Source organism: Nocardia sp. BMG111209 (assembly GCF_000381925.1).
GTDB lineage: Bacteria > Actinomycetota > Actinomycetes > Mycobacteriales > Mycobacteriaceae > Nocardia.
On record NZ_KB907307.1, the window covers coordinates 1,413,458 to 1,427,872 of the forward strand.

At 68.5% G+C, this 14,415-nt stretch carries 14 protein-coding genes; 7 read left to right on the forward strand and 7 right to left on the reverse strand.

Features of this window, described 5'->3' with window-relative positions; all coding sequences use genetic code 11:
- Nucleotides 1-17 precede the first annotated feature (17 nt).
- Together G361_RS0106205 and G361_RS0106210 are read left to right on the forward strand one after the other, a co-directional pair.
- Nucleotides 18-872 (forward strand): LysR family transcriptional regulator, encoded by an 855-nt coding sequence (locus tag G361_RS0106205; RefSeq protein WP_019926197.1) that lies wholly within the window; start codon nucleotides 18-20, stop codon nucleotides 870-872.
- 174 nt (nucleotides 873-1,046) lie between these two features.
- Complete coding sequence (locus G361_RS0106210) at nucleotides 1,047-1,577, forward strand: pyridoxamine 5'-phosphate oxidase family protein (protein ID WP_019926198.1); 531 nt, start codon at nucleotides 1,047-1,049, stop codon at nucleotides 1,575-1,577.
- A gap of 39 nt (nucleotides 1,578-1,616) precedes the next feature.
- Here the strand turns inward: G361_RS0106210 and G361_RS46695 are convergent, their stop codons facing one another.
- The gene (locus tag G361_RS46695) at nucleotides 1,617-2,369 is read right to left on the reverse strand and encodes a TetR/AcrR family transcriptional regulator (protein WP_019926199.1); all 753 of its coding nucleotides are present in this window, start codon (nucleotides 2,367-2,369) and stop codon (nucleotides 1,617-1,619) included.
- 365 nt (nucleotides 2,370-2,734) lie between these two features.
- Between G361_RS46695 and G361_RS0106220 the strand changes: the two genes are divergently transcribed.
- Entirely contained in the window at nucleotides 2,735-3,823 is a 1,089-nt protein-coding gene (locus G361_RS0106220) for a CdaR family transcriptional regulator (RefSeq protein ID WP_196814427.1), read from the forward strand.
- Between the two features lie 22 nt (nucleotides 3,824-3,845).
- On the opposite strand, the gene G361_RS0106225 is transcribed toward G361_RS0106220, so the two are convergent.
- Nucleotides 3,846-4,481: a TetR/AcrR family transcriptional regulator gene (locus tag G361_RS0106225; RefSeq protein WP_081635306.1), complete on the reverse strand. Its 636-nt coding sequence runs from the start codon at nucleotides 4,479-4,481 to the stop codon at nucleotides 3,846-3,848.
- Between the two features lie 147 nt (nucleotides 4,482-4,628).
- Nucleotides 4,629-5,606 carry a TIGR03564 family F420-dependent LLM class oxidoreductase gene (locus G361_RS0106230; protein ID WP_019926202.1) on the reverse strand — a complete coding sequence of 326 codons (978 nt, stop codon included), beginning with the start codon at nucleotides 5,604-5,606 and terminating at the stop codon, nucleotides 4,629-4,631.
- 487 nt (nucleotides 5,607-6,093) lie between these two features.
- Between G361_RS0106230 and G361_RS0106235 the strand changes: the two genes are divergently transcribed.
- Nucleotides 6,094-6,891 (forward strand): hypothetical protein, encoded by a 798-nt coding sequence (locus tag G361_RS0106235; protein WP_019926203.1) that lies wholly within the window; start codon nucleotides 6,094-6,096, stop codon nucleotides 6,889-6,891.
- Between the two features lie 124 nt (nucleotides 6,892-7,015).
- Here the strand turns inward: G361_RS0106235 and G361_RS0106240 are convergent, their stop codons facing one another.
- The gene (locus G361_RS0106240; protein WP_019926204.1) at nucleotides 7,016-8,248 is read right to left on the reverse strand and encodes a pyridoxal phosphate-dependent aminotransferase family protein; all 1,233 of its coding nucleotides are present in this window, start codon (nucleotides 8,246-8,248) and stop codon (nucleotides 7,016-7,018) included.
- A gap of 14 nt (nucleotides 8,249-8,262) precedes the next feature.
- Complete coding sequence (locus G361_RS0106245; RefSeq protein WP_019926205.1) at nucleotides 8,263-9,390, reverse strand: sulfotransferase; 1,128 nt, start codon at nucleotides 9,388-9,390, stop codon at nucleotides 8,263-8,265.
- A gap of 403 nt (nucleotides 9,391-9,793) precedes the next feature.
- Between G361_RS0106245 and G361_RS0106250 the strand changes: the two genes are divergently transcribed.
- From G361_RS0106250 to G361_RS42535, 3 genes are all read left to right on the forward strand, one after another.
- A complete protein-coding gene (locus G361_RS0106250) occupies nucleotides 9,794-11,164 on the forward strand; it encodes an MFS transporter (protein WP_026342751.1) in 1,371 nt (456 codons plus the stop codon).
- A gap of 201 nt (nucleotides 11,165-11,365) precedes the next feature.
- Nucleotides 11,366-11,950 (forward strand): adenylyl-sulfate kinase, encoded by a 585-nt coding sequence (cysC, locus tag G361_RS0106255; protein WP_019926207.1) that lies wholly within the window; start codon nucleotides 11,366-11,368, stop codon nucleotides 11,948-11,950.
- Nucleotides 11,947-12,780, forward strand: coding sequence for a sulfotransferase (locus G361_RS42535; protein ID WP_019926208.1), 834 nt, complete (start codon nucleotides 11,947-11,949; stop codon nucleotides 12,778-12,780). The genes cysC and G361_RS42535 overlap by 4 nt, the downstream gene beginning before the upstream one ends.
- Before the next feature lie 24 nt (nucleotides 12,781-12,804).
- Here the strand turns inward: G361_RS42535 and G361_RS0106265 are convergent, their stop codons facing one another.
- Both G361_RS0106265 and G361_RS0106270 read right to left on the reverse strand, forming a co-directional pair.
- Nucleotides 12,805-13,845, reverse strand: coding sequence for a diguanylate cyclase (locus tag G361_RS0106265; RefSeq protein WP_019926209.1), 1,041 nt, complete (start codon nucleotides 13,843-13,845; stop codon nucleotides 12,805-12,807).
- 136 nt (nucleotides 13,846-13,981) lie between these two features.
- The gene (locus G361_RS0106270; RefSeq protein WP_019926210.1) at nucleotides 13,982-14,407 is read right to left on the reverse strand and encodes a hypothetical protein; all 426 of its coding nucleotides are present in this window, start codon (nucleotides 14,405-14,407) and stop codon (nucleotides 13,982-13,984) included.
- Between the last annotated feature and the right edge of the window lie 8 nt (nucleotides 14,408-14,415).

Consider the following 14,415-nt stretch of genomic DNA (forward strand, 5'->3'; position numbering starts at 1 on the left):
ATCGATAACATGAGGGAATGGATCGGTTGGAGACCCGGGAACTGGCGTATTTCCTGGCGGTCGCCGACGAGTTGCACTTCGGCCGGGCCGCCGCCCTGCTGGGTATCGCGCAGCCCGCGCTGTCCAAGACGATCCAGCGTCTGGAGCGCCGCCTCGGCGTCATCCTGTTCGAACGAACCAGTCGCGCGGTCGCCCTGACCGCGGCGGGCCGGGTGCTCGCTCGCGACGCGCGCACGGTGCTGGAGGCGGCATCCGCCGCGGCCGCCCGGGCACAGCGGGCGGGCACCCGAGAGCCGCGCCTGATCCTGGCCATGAAACCCGGCGGCGATGCCGGGCTGCTCCCGGCCATCCTCACCGCCTACGAACGCAACGACGACGTGTTGCCGATCGAGGTGGTCTTCGGCGGCGACCGTGCCCGCATGCTGCGCGAAGGGAAGGCCGACGCCGCGTTGTTGTACGCGCCGCCGGACGACGTGCGCGGGCTGGACACCGAGACGCTGCTGAGCGATGCACCGGTCGCGGTGCTGCCGGCGTCGCACCCACTCGCACGCCGGTCGTATCTGCGGATGGCCGACCTCGCGGGCGAGAACCTGCACAAGCACCCCACGGATGCCGACGCGATGGGCAGCATCAGCGAATTGATGCATCTGATCGCGCTGCGGCGCACGGTCGCCGTGCTGCCTCGGTCGCTGACCACGCCGCTGCGCGACGACCTGACCACCGTTGTGGTCACCGACATCGCGCCGAGTGTGCTGCTGTTGGCGTGGCCCGCGCACAGCACGTCACCGTCCGTCGCTGCCCTCACCCGAGCCGCCGCGCAGGCCGCCGCCGGACTCGGGTCCAGCGTGGCGATCCGTGCGGACGGAGAATGACAGCATTCCGGGGTGGCCGTGTTCTTCGCCTCGTGTCACGCAGTGCTCGGATGCCGAGCGGTGCAACGGTTTTCGCGCGGTCGCCGGCAATACGGCACATTTCGGGGCCGAGTCGTGCGATGAGTTCGGCAGGCGGGAGCCGTCTGTCTGGGTAAACCACGAAAGGGATGGGCGATGAAAGCCAAGAACCTCGACGACTCCAACGGGATGCAGGTCCAGGACTGGGAGAGCGTGACGGCGGTACTCGACCGTGACATCGACCAGGCGCCGGGAAGCGGCGGACCCAGCCGGCACACGACCTGGCTCACCACCATCAACGCGGACGGAACGCCGCATGTCACCGCCATCGGCGCCGTCTGGGTCGACAGCACGTACTGGTTCCAGACCGGGGACGCCACGCTGAAAGGCAAGAACGTCGCGCGTGACCCGCGCTGTGCAGTCAGCGTCTCGGCGAACGAATTCGATCTCGTGATCGACGGGACGGCCCAGAAGATCACCGACCCGACGACGGTGAAGCGCATCGCGGCCGTCTGGGCCGAGGGTGGCTGGCCGTGCGAGGTGGACGAATCCGGCACAGGGCTGACGGCACCGTTCAACGCGCCCGCGACCGGCCCGGCACCGTGGTACGTCTACCGGGTCACCCCCCGGTCGGCGGTGTCGGTGTCCACGGTCGAGCCCGGCGGCACCACACGTTGGACGTTCTGAGGCACGCTCGCTTCCCGCGGCGCCGAGCCGGTTGCGCGTTCAGCAGGGTGGTCCGGCCGTGCCCGGTGCGTCACTGCCGGGCGCGGCGGAAGCCTCGTCGGCCACCGCATTCGCCGGGACCCGTAATACCGCCAACTGTCCCTCGACCAGCTCTTCCAGCGATTCGCCGAGTTCGGCGGCACGGTCGGCGGCGACCCGGCACAGGGTGATCCCGTGGACCACCGCGGTTGCCTGTTCGTAGGCGATCGGGGGGACCTCGGGCCAATCCGGATGTGCCACACGGGCTTTGCGGTGCCATGCGGCCACCGCGGCGGTGAAGTCGGCGCGGCATCGCAGGTAGCGGTCGACCGCGGCCGGACCGGCGGACAGGATCTCGAACAGGAAGATCTTCGCGTAGTCGGCCTCGCGGGTCATGAAGTCCAGGAACGCGCCGGTCCCCTGCCTGATCTGTTCCACCGGACCGCGGCCGGCGGCCACGGCGGCGACCGCCGCGGCGGTGGTGTCGTCGAGCACCGCGATCCGGCCGTATTCGTAGGCCTCCACGAAACACGATTGTTTGTCGGGGAAATGCTCGTAGAACGTCTTTTTCGACACCCCGGCCCGCTCGGCGATCGCGGCGATGGTCGTCTGCCCGTAGCCGTGTTCGGCGACGGCCATCAGCACACCGTGCCGCAGCCGCTGCAGCTGGGAAGCCTCGACGACTTGTCGCGGGATGCCACGGTAGCCACTGGGCAGAGACCGGATCTCCGCCTCGAAGATCGAGGGCCGGTCACCGGTCCGGAAACGAACCACCCTGCGATCATAAGCAGCCCGTAGCTCGCCGCAGACCCGCGAGTAACAACCCGACCTTGAAGTTACTCGTCAGTAACTATACCGTCCGCTTGAAAACCACACAGTTTCCAAGTGATTGGTCGAGGTTGCCGATGGTTTCGACGCAGATCCCCGAGGGCGCGGACGCCCGCCCGGATATCGCACCTCAGCGGCGGACTCCTGTGCGCCCGGCACCGTCGCCGGTTCGCCGCGGCGTCCCGGCGCACCGCGGGCGGCCCGGTGGCCCGGCCGCCGCTCCGCCCGGCGGTACCGGGCACGACTCCCGCGCCGAACCGCCGGCACCGCGGCGAGCACCCGCCGGCGACCTCACCGGTCTCGCACCGGCAGTGGCACGCCGATTGATCGCGGACCACGGCGACGACCATCGGTTCGATACCGACATCGAGCACGCGACAGCGCTGTGCCTGGCACTGGCTGCGGATCTGCTGGCCGGGCGCAAATTTTCCGGCCGGGTCACCGCGATCGAGCAGTACGCGTCACGGTGCGCCCACAACGGAATTTCGCTGGGGGCGATCGTGCGCGGCGTGCACACCGGCATGCAGGTCGTCGTCGACGAACTCGGTGCCCTCGGCGGGCCCGGCCTGCTGCCGACGCTACGGAGCGTGTTCGTCGCGCGGACCGTCATCGCCGCCGCTGTCTCGCGTGCCTATCTGCGGGAGACGGCGCAGGTCACCGGCGATCCGGTCCGCGCGGTCCACGCGGTCACCGCCGCCCTGCTCGCCGGTCGCGACCCGGCGGTCCTGGCCCGCGCGCACGGCATCGTTCTCGCCGATGCCTATTGGGTTTTCGCGCTGCGATTCGGCCGTCCGCTGCGTGACCGCGCGGACGTCACGGCATGGTGGGACCGGGCGAGCACCGCGCTGGCGGAGTACTCACCGGCGGTGCTCACGCTGGCGGGGCGATGGGGAGCAACAGTGCTGGTGCCCGCCGCCGACCTGGCCGACACCGAGACCGGCGCCGCCGCGGGCCGGCTCACCGCGGTACTGGACGACGATACTCATCTGCTCGTTCTGCACAGTGACGTATCGCGGCTGCCGGCCTCGGTGAACCTGGCGCATCAGCTGGCGGGTTTCGCCCGGAACCACCAGCTTCCTGCCCGGTTGTACGGCCTGGACGAACTCGTGATCGAACACCAGCTCGCGCGCCCGGGGCTTGCGCGCGACCACCTCGCCGCGATCGTGGCGCCGCTGGCCACCGCTCCCTACCTGCTCGACACGCTGCGCGCGCACCTGTCGAACCATCTCAACCGGAAGCAGACCGCCCGACAGCTGCACATCCATATCAACACCGTCGACTACCGGCTCACCCGTATCGGACAGGTAACCGGTCTCGACTTCAGAAACCCCGACGATCGGTTCCGGCTCCAAGCGGCACTGATCGCCTACGACAGCAGCACGGCAACCAGCGTGCTGTGAGGCCCGATGGCGTGCGGCCGGGTCAGGCCGAGGTGGTCCGGGGTCGGGCTCGCAGGCCCGCGAGGATCACCTCGGCGAGGCGGTCGGAGTCTGCTCGGAACAACTGTTCCGCGTCGCGGTCGTCGCGATAGGGGGCGAACATCCAGTGCATCAGCATGCCCCCAAGGATCAGGTCCGGCAGGATGGTGGCCGGTGTTCCCGGGGGGATCTCCCCGCGAGCCGAGGCTCTGTTGGTGACCTGCCGTGCCGCCTTTCCCAGTGGGTCGAAGATCTCCTCGCGGTACAGGCGGTCGAGTTCGGTATTGCTGACACAGTCGACCAGTAGACGATTGGCGGCTTGCGCGAGGAAGGGTGTGACATACCAGCGCACCCACTGGTTCGTGTAGTCGCGTACATCTGCTTCGAGGCTGCCCAGATCGCGGGCCGTCGGGATGTTGGTGCGGCTGAAGGCCGTGATGAGCAGCGCCTCGCGGGTCTGCCACCGGCGGTAGATCGCCGGCTTGCCGACGCCCGATACCCGGGCGACCGCTTCGAAGGTGAAGCCGTGCCATCCGTCGAGTGCGTACACCTCGATCGCCGCGACGAGGGCCAACGTTTCGATGCGCGGGTCGCGCTTGCGTCCGACGGATCGACCCGAGCCGGTAGCTGACCTTTCCATGCCCCGATCATCCCTGGACCCGGGCGCGGGCTTCCGCGCACCACCCGACGCCGTCCACCGGATCGGGCAGAGCCGCGGTGGCGACGCCGATCCGCCGCCGCCGGCAACGGCCGGGCGCTCAGGTCCGGCCGGGCGAGTCCGCGGCGATCACCGCGAAACGGTCGTCGTACCGCGCAACTCGTCGGCGATATCGGCGATCATCTGCCTGGTCCGATGCTTGGATGCCGTGAGCGTCGCGCGGTTGTCGCCGAGAGGCAGCAATCGCACCGAGACGTCGGTCGCACCCGCGGCCGCGTATCGTCGCAGCCCGGTGACGATCGCATCCTCGTCGCCTGCCAGGCACAGATCGCCGATGTTGTCGGCATTCCCGTGTTCCAGCAGCCGGCGGTAGTTGGGCAGCGTCTCGTCGACGCCCAGGATCCGGTTCGCGCGGGCCTTGGCCGCGTCGACGTCCGTCTGCCGGCACAGGCATATCGGCAATCCGGCCACGATGCGCGGCGCAGGGCGACCGGCCTCGGTGGCGGCCCGGGTGATGCGCGGAGCAATGTGCTCGGCGACAGCGCGATCGTCGGCCATCCACAAAATGGTGCCGTCGGCCTGTTCCCCGGCCAGCCGCAACATCATCGGCGCCAGAGCGGCCGTCATCACGGTCAGGGGAGCCACCGGCGTGAGGTCCAGCGGATGGCGGACGGTGAAGGTGGCGTTGCCGACCGCCACCGATTCCGCGCCGCGCAGTGCGGGCATCAGTACCTCGAGATAGTCGCGCGTGTATGCCACCGGTTTGTCGTAGGGCAGACCGAGCATGTCCTGCACGATGTAGCGGTGCGAGGGCCCGATACCCAGGGTCAGCCGCCCGCCGGTCGCCGCGTGGACCGACAACGCCTGTCGGGCCAGCGTCATCGGATGCTGGGCCTGCAACGGCACCACCGCCGTGCCCAACTCGATCCGGTTGGTCCCGGCGCCCATCAGCGCAATGGCCGTCAGTGCGTCGAAATCGCCGGGGACCTGCGGAATCCAGGCCGTGTCCAGACCGGCCGACTCGGCCCACACCACATCGTCCACCATGCGGGCGGCCTTGCTCGCGGTATCACCGCGCTCGGGCCCGATCATCACTCCGATACGCATCGTTCCTCCAGACATCGGTTGGTGCACAGCCGGTCTCGCGGGGCCACGATCGCGACCGCTTCGCTCGACCGGCACTCCACCGAGGCTATATTACGTACTGCATCCGTACGATATGTTTGCCGGATTCGAGGGCCGGATCACTCGCCGCCGAGGTCGCCGTCTCCGCCACAGCTCGGCTATCCGCTTCCATTAATGGCTGTGACCTGCGCAGATCAAGTGAGTCGCTCGCACCCGAGCGGTGACGGCCGCCCGTCGACGCTCCGGCCTCCGTCACCCACCGAAATATTTCGTCCCAGTGCAGTACGTAACTCGGTCCGTGCGACCGGCTGCGTGGCGATCGACACGCTGCCGCCTCCGAATGCGAGGCCCACAATCATTTTTGGGACATTGCACGGTTCCCGGCCGCCTCGTTTGGCAAATCACCTACTGTAACCTGGTTACTGGTGACTGACATCACAAGCCGATCCCCGATAGAGGTAAGACTGTTGTGAGTCGTGTCTCCGACACCGAGCCGTGCGGCACCGAAACAGCCGTGCGATCGACGCGGCCCAAGGATCTGACGTCGCGATCATCGTTCGGCGTGCTGGGCACGCTGTACAGCGCCGGTGAGCAGGGCCTGGCCCTCGACGCGCACCGGTCACTGTCGCGGAGCACCCTGTTGCGGCTGCGAGACCGTCGAACCGGCGCGTTCATCGAGGAATTCACCGCGTGGGCAGACGGTTTCGGCGAATACCGGGTCAGGCTGACCGCCCGCGCTCGGCGGCATTACGCACACCACCATGCCTGCTATCGCGAACTGTATCCCGATATCGACACCCCGGTTCCCCGGCCGACCGACGGCGCCCACGGCGGGCTCGTCGATCACCGGGCCGACCGCGATCCCGCCCGGAACCTCCTGCGCGAGGCCGATGTGCTGGTCCTGGACGCGTTGATCCGGTTGCAGGGCGGGGAAATCGGTCGACTGCAGAAACCTCCGATCGGCCGATACCAGCGCGGTACCTCACCCGAGATCGGTGCGATGCCACCGGGATTGCTGTACCGGGAAGCGGAGAAACTGGCGAACAGCCGGAAGCCGATCAGCCGGCTCCTGCAACATCCCGACGGCCCACTGGTCGCAGTCGTGGAAGTCACCTCCCTGCTGCCTTGGGCCGCAACAGGTTCCATTCCGCTGCCCGCGTTGATCGTGCTCACCACTCGCGGGCGCGACCACTATGAATCCCACCTCGACTCCTACCGGCGCGCGTATCCCGACCTCGACCTCCAGCTCTCGCGGCACACGATGTGAGAACCGTTCCGGCGCAGCCGATTCCGGATGCCGCATCGGCCTTCCGGCCGAACGACAACGGCGTCCTCACCTCGTCGAGCCGGGCCGGGGCTGATTGCCGACCCCGGCCCGGCTCGACGGTCGCTCAGAACCGGTACTTCTCCCGGAGTTCGGCGAGGGTGTCGAGGAAGCCGTCCAGTTGTTCGTCGGTGATCCGGTTGTTCAGCAGCAGCCGGATCACGGCGCGGCCCTTCGGCACCGCGGGGTAGCCGAACATCGGGACCAGGTATCCGCGGTCGATGAACTCCTGGCGCACGTTCACGGCGATGTCGTTGGGGCCCACCAGGATCGAGGTCACGTAGGTCGGCGTGGGGTTGATCGTGCAGCCGATCCGGAGCAGTCGCTCCCGCAGCCGGTCGATGCGGTCGAGGTAGTTCGCCATGATCGACGGGTCGCGGCGCATCGTGCGCAGCACGTGCACGATGGCGCCGGCGGTCGGCGGCTGGATGTTGGTGGTGAACACCGTTGTGCCGGAAAGGAAGCGGAACGCGTCGAGGGCGTCGGCCGGTCCGGCCAGCGCGCCGCCGCTCAGCCCGACGCCCTTGCCGAACGACACCATCAGGAAGGTCGCCCGGCGCAGCGCCTCGTACTCGGCGGCGAACCGGCGCCCGCCGTTGCCGTAGACCATGAAACCGTTGGCGTCGTCGACGAAGCTGACCGCGCCGAACTCCTCGCACAGGTCGAGGATCTCGGCGACCGGGGCCATCGAGCCGTCGGCGGAGTACACGGCCTCGAAACCGACGACGATCTTGCGGCCCGCCAGTTGCTCCAGCTCACTGCGGAGGCTCGCGGTGTCGTTGTGGTCGAACATGATCAGGTTGCGGCCGAACTTGAAGCGCTCGGCGGCCTTCCACATGCTCCAGTGGCATTCCCGGTCGAGCACGAGCACGGTGTCGGTGTTGTTCACGCCGGCGTTGTTGTCGAACGAGAACCGCGCGCTCATCGCGTTGACGAAACCGAGGTTGGCCAGCATTCCGGTGGCGAAGGTGAGCGCCTTCTCCCGGCCGGTGATCTCGGCGACGAGCGCTTCCAGCTCGAGGTGCGGCCGCGAGACGCCCTGGATGATCCGGGAGCCGCCGACCACCAGGCCGTATTCCGCCGCCGTCGCGGCGAAGACCTTGCGCACCTCCGGATCGTGCTGCCAGCCCAGGATGCCGATGCCGGAGAAATTGACCAGTTTCCTGCCCTCGATGCTCACGACCGCGTCGTTGACGCCGTCGAGTTCGGGCAACTTGATGAATTCGCCACTTCCTCGCGCGTGGTCGAGCCAAGTGGAGAAACCCCAGCGATCCAGCGCGGGGGCCGCGGACGGCGTCATGATCGTTCCTCGTTTCAGAGCAGGGCGTCGAGCCGGGCGTCGACCTCGTCGGCGCCGATGCCGTAGTCGGCCACGTCGTACCGATGGGAACGGAGGAGATCGTCCTCGGCGACCACCTCCCGCATCGCGGTGCGGACCTCGTCGGTGAGCTCCCGGCCGAGGTGCCGGTAGATGTCGGTGGCGATCGCCAGCGGGTCGGCGGTGAACTCGGCGAACTCGACGTCGTAGAACGTGGCCGGGTCGTATTCGGCCCGGTCCTCGGCGTAACGCTCGAGCGTGCGGACGGCGAATTCGAGCAGGACGGGCCCGATCGCCTCGCCCCGGAAGGTCGCGGACCTGCCCGCGGCCATCTTGCTCACCATGCTGCACGCCGATCCCAGCACCGTGCGGGCGGGCCGGCGGTGGGTCTGGACGATCAGGGCGTCCGGAAAGGTCGCCAGCAGCGCGTCCAGGCATACGAGGTGGCTGGAAGACTTGAGCACCCAGCGCTTTCCGGCGTCGGGCAGCCCGATCAGCTGCAGATTACTGCGATACCGCCGGTAGGTTTCGGTGAAGTCCTGGGCCGCCAGCCAGGCGGAGTACGTCGGCACGTACCCGGTGAACTCGAAATACGGCGAGAGCATCGACTGGCGGGTCAGCAGCCAGCATTCCTCGACCTCGGCGGCCTTGCGATTGTGGATGCCCAGGTAGCCGGGAACCTGCTCGACGAATTCGTCGATGCCGTTCTGCACCATCCGGAAGACCGGGTCGGCCGCCCAGGCCGAGCGCGCCGGCCGGGGTTGCGGCGCGTAGCCCAGCCACATCTGCAGACCCTGATGCGCCGGGTCGGCGGTCAGGATCCGGTGCAGGGTCGTCGTACCGGTGCGCGGCAAGCCGACGATGAACACCGGCCGCTCGATCGGGACCTCGGCGTGCTCGGGGTGCGCCTGCAACTGGGCCTGGCTGATCAGGCGGGACGCGAGGATGCCGGTCAGCTCGCCCCGAACCGCCGCCGTCCCCTCCGGGGTCAGATCGGCCTCCTCCCGGTAGGAAGCCAGGAGCACCTCGAGGCCTTCCCGGTACTCCGACGGGCCGAAGTCGGTGAGCCCGGTGAGATCGGAAGCGGCTGCCTCCAATTCCTCCGCTGTGCCGAGCTTGTCCACTTCAGTACACTCCTTCGAATTCGTCGGCTTCGATTTCTTCGGTGGCCCTGCCGGGAATTCTCGCGATACGAGACAGAACCCGTCTCACTGTTCGGATAGTGGGTCGATATCGGAAATTGCCGGTCGGCAGTTTCCGGACAGTCTGTCGTCCACCGTCTCGGGAGGGATATCGGTACGCGCGCGGGCCCCGGATCACCCCGTCGATTCACCCTCGGTATTCCCGGGCCACCCGTGTGATCGAACCATGCGAGAGCCGGTTCATGCGGTCCGGTCGCGTATTCGTATCAGTCGATTGGAAATGTGTGCGGCCGAGGGGATTTCAGGCTCCGCCCGCCCGCCGGACACCCGGGCGTCACTCGAATCCGATTCGGTTGCCGGAGATCTCGTTCCCGCGGAGGCGCCGATGACCACGACACACCGGCAGTCCGGGAGCGTCCGGCGCTGGGCGGTGGTGGCCGTCTGCACCTCGAGCGTGTTCCTGATCGGGGTGGACGCGACCATCGTCAATGTCGGGCTGCCGGCGATCGGCGCCGGCCTGGGAGCCGATGCCCGTGGTCTCGAATGGGTGCTGGACGCGTACACCGTCGCGCTGGCCTGCCTGCTCATCACGGCGGGGGTGGCGGCGGACCGGTTCGGGCGGCGGCCGGTCTTCCAGCTCGGGCTCGTGATGTTCGGGACCGCGTCGCTGGCCTGCGCGCTGGCCCCGTCGGCCGCGACGCTGGTGTCGGCGCGGGCGGTGCAGGGCGCCGGCGCGTCCATGCTGGGCCCGGTCGCGCTGGCGATCATCGTCGACGTGCTGCCCGATCCGCGCGAGCGGGCCCGCGCGATCGGGGTGTGGGCCTCGGTATTCGGGCTGAGCCTGGCCGCGGGACCGGTGTCCGGCGGTGTGCTGCTCGCCTTCTTCGGCTGGCGGGCACTGTTCTGGGTCAACCTCCCGGTGGTCGTGGCCGTGCTCGTGCTGAGCGCCGCGGTCGTCCCGGATTCCCGCGGCCGGCGGCGGGCGCTCGACCTGCCGGGCCAGGGGTTGCTGACCGTTGTCGTGGGACTCTCGGTGTTCGTCCTGATCGAGGGCCCGTCCGCCGGCTGGATGTCGCCGGCCGTTCTGCTCAGCTGTCTCGTGATCGGTTCGGCCGCAACGGGATTCGTTGCGGCCGAGCGGCGCACCGCGGAACCCCTGATCGACCCCCGGCTGTTCGGCCGACCCGCGTTCGGCACCGCAGTGCTCGGCGCGGCGGCCGTCCTGCTGCTGCTCAACGCCGCGCTACTGCTCAACACGTATTACCTGCAGCGCGGCCGGCATTGGACGCCGCTGGCCACCGGCTGCGCGATCCTGCCGCTGGCGCTCGCGGCGGCCGCGTGCGCGCCGGCGGCGGGAATCCTGGTGAGCCGCGGCCGGGCGCGCACGGCACTGCTGATCGCCGCGACGTTCATCACGACGAGCGCCCTGAGCCTGGTGGGCCTGCGCGACGACACGCCCGTCGCCGCGCTGCTGGGGGCATACCTGTTGCTCGGCATCGGCATCGGATTCGCCAACGCGCCGATCACCGACAGAGCTGTCGGTGGTGTGCCGCCCGAGCGGGCCGGGGTCGTCGGCGCGATCACGGCGACGGCCCGGCACATCGGATCGGCAGTCGGCATCGCCGTGATCGGCGGGCTCGTCGCCGGTCCCGGCGCCGACCGGCTCGCGGCCGCCACCCGTCCGGGTTGGCTGCTTGTAGCCGCTTGCGGCGCTTACCTTTTCGTCGTGGCGGGCACGGTCCGGCGGGAACGGTGAGCCGCCGTCCATATCAATTGCCGAAACGAATTGCCCGATCGGTATTACTCATGACGCAGAACCGGGATCCGCGGATATGCGGAGTTCGACACCATTATCGGTGCGATATTCTCGGCGTCGAAACAGGGCGGCGCGAATATCGGCGGCGGGAGTTCGCGAATTCGCTACCCGGACATCACTTCGCCGTGTCAGAAATATCCCATGGATCACGGAGCGCGACCCGGACCGGAAAACAATGGTGGCACGGTACTGCTCACCGGGCTCCCGAGTTCGGGTAAAACCACGCTGGCCCATGCCGCCCGCGGCCTGCTGGCCGAGCGCGGGCACGCCGCCGAGGTGCTGGACGGCGACGACGTCCGCCGCCGGCTCTGGCCCGAACTGGGCCTGTCCCGGGCGGATCGGGCCCGGAATCTCGGCCGGATCACCACGGTCGCGGCGCTACTGGCCCGGTACGGCGTCGTCGTCCTCGTCGCGGCCATCGCGCCCTATGCCGACGACCGGGCACGGATGCGTGCGCAACACGCCGAGCAGGGTCTCGCCTTCCTGGAGGTCCACGTCGCGACGCCGCTGCCGGTCTGCCGGGAGCGTGACGTCAAGGGCTTGTACGCCCGCCGGGAACGCGGGGAGCTGACCGAGCTCACCGGGATCGACGGCGTCTACGAGGTGCCGGTGTCCCCGCACCTGCTGCTCGACACCTCGGATGAGACCGTGTCCGGATCCGCCGACCGGGTCGTCGCGCTGCTCACCGCCTGCCGGCTGGTCGAGCTGCCCACCGCGGGACGGTGACCGTGCACCGCCTGGTCCCCGCGCCGATCTTCGTGCTGTCCCCGCCCCGATCCGGTTCGACGCTGCTGCGGTCGATTCTGGACAGTCATTCCCGGCTGCACGCACCCCACGAACTGCACCTGACCCTGCTCACCGTCCAGGAGCGGAGTTGGGAGGCGAGCGAGTTCGCCGAGCAGTACGCGAGCATATCGCTCGGTGAACTCGGCATGAGCCTCACCGATATCGAACACCTGCTGTGGGACCGCATGCTGCACCACGAATTGATTCGCAGCGGTAAAGACCTGATCGTCAACAAGACCACGAACAGCGTCATGAACTGGCGGCGCATCTCGCAATGCTGGCCGGATGCCCGCTACGTCTTCCTGTTCCGGCATCCGGCGCATATCGCGGAATCGCTGGGCCGGGCATGGTCGCACCGCACGGATATCGACCCGGTGCAGCGGACGATGACGTTCGTCGCGGCGATGACCGAGGCGCGCGCCGAATTGCCCGGTCACGATGTCCGGTACGAGGATCTGACCGCGCGGCCCGAGCCGACGGTCCGGGCCCTGTGCGACTTTCTGGGCGTGGCGTGGGAACCCGGCATGCTCGAATACGGCCGGTTCGACCACGGTTCCTACGTCCGCGGCATCGGTGACTGGAGCGACACCATCCGCTCCGGAGTCATCCAGCCGCACCGGCCGATACCCAGCGGTACGGCCGTTCCCGGCGCGTTGCTGCCCGCGTGCCGCGCGTGGGGTTACCTCGGGAATGTGAGTCCTGGATCCGTTCCGCCGGACAGCGATCCCCGGCAACAGCCCGGGGGCCGCCTCGGCGTGTCGACCCGGTGATCGCTTCGGAATACGCCGCGACCGTCAGATATTCACCGATACGGTATTTCCACCGGACTGTTTCGCCCGGTACATCGCCGAATCCGAACTCAGCAGCAAGGCGGTCAGATCCCGGCCGGGCGAACGCCGTTCGGCGACACCCACACCGATACTGGCCGTCACCGGTCCCACGGCCGCCTCGATGGCATGCCGCAACCGCTCCGCCTCACCGGCCGCGGCATCCCCGCTCAGATGCGCGGCGACGACGAACTCCTCCCCGCCACTTCGGACGACCACCGCCCCCGGGGGACTCTCGGCGCGCAGGCAGTCCGCGATCCGAAGCAGCACCCGGTCGCCCTCGGCATGACCCAGGGTGTCGTTCACCGCCTTGAACCGGTCGACATCGATGGTCATCACGCTGATCGGCTCACGGTCGTGTGGCCCGAACCACCGTGACACGTAGTAGTCCAGGCCGCGACGGTTGAGCAGATCGGTCAGCGGATCCGACAGCGCGTGGATCCGGAGCACCCACGAACAGAATTGCAGGGTGGGCATGAGTCCCGCCATCAGTCCCCCCATGGTCAGCACCATGGATGCCCGGACGAGATTGTCGTCCTGACCGAACAGCCGGAACCAGGACATCGTCAAGACCACGAGGACCGACCATCCCGCATGCAGAACCAGGATCCGCGGCCCGTGGAATACCGTCAGATAACCTCCGGTGACGATCAGCCAGGACAGGCTGACGATACTGAAGAACCCGCCGCTGTCCGCGAGACAACCGCACGTGATCAGAAGGTCCGCGATCGCCACCAGAACCAGCGATGTCCACTCACCCGGCCAGGGCGCGACCGACCACCGCACGGCCCACAGCACGCCGGCCACGATGTCGACGATCAGCACGACGCTGAGCACGCCGGTCGTGTACCGCCAGTTCAACACCGCGGTCACGGCCATCGCCAATCCCGCGATCGCCACGACCATCTTCAAGGCACGCAACGCACCCCGCGACTCGAAGGTCCCGACCAGCCATCGATAATCCACCGGGTCACGCCACCAGGCGCTGACGATATTCCTCGTCGCCACATCTGTTCCTGCCACGGTCTCCGACACCACCGATCCGCTCGAATGGCTACCAGTCGGCAAATATTAGCGTCCTCGGTGGGACATGCAGGTGGCGTCGTTGCCGAGGCGTGCGGACCGGACCCGGCGTGAGAACCCGTTACTGGTCCGGTCCGAATCGGCGCCGGAAATCGGCGGCCAGTGCCGAGCCCGCCGCTTCGACCAGCCGGCCCACGATCGGGTGGACGATGAGTCCGGTGACCGCGCCCGCGAGCTGAGGAAGCTTCCGCGCGAACCACTTTCGGACGTACTCCATGGTGGTCAGGTCGGGCTGGGGGCCGGTGACGGCCTCCTCCAGATCGTCGAGGTGTTCGCGGGCCTGGTCGGCGATGGCGCCGTCGGCGGGCAGCCGGGCCCGGACACGGTCGAATTCGCCACGCAGTTCGGCGATATCGCTCTCGGACACCAGCGCGGCGTCGCGCCCGGCCTCGATCCGGTTGACGGTGTTGCCCTGTCCGACGGTGACCTGTCCGCTGACGCTGCCGCCTACATGGATGTTGTACCGATCGGCCGGTGTGTCGGGCATGGCTCTCC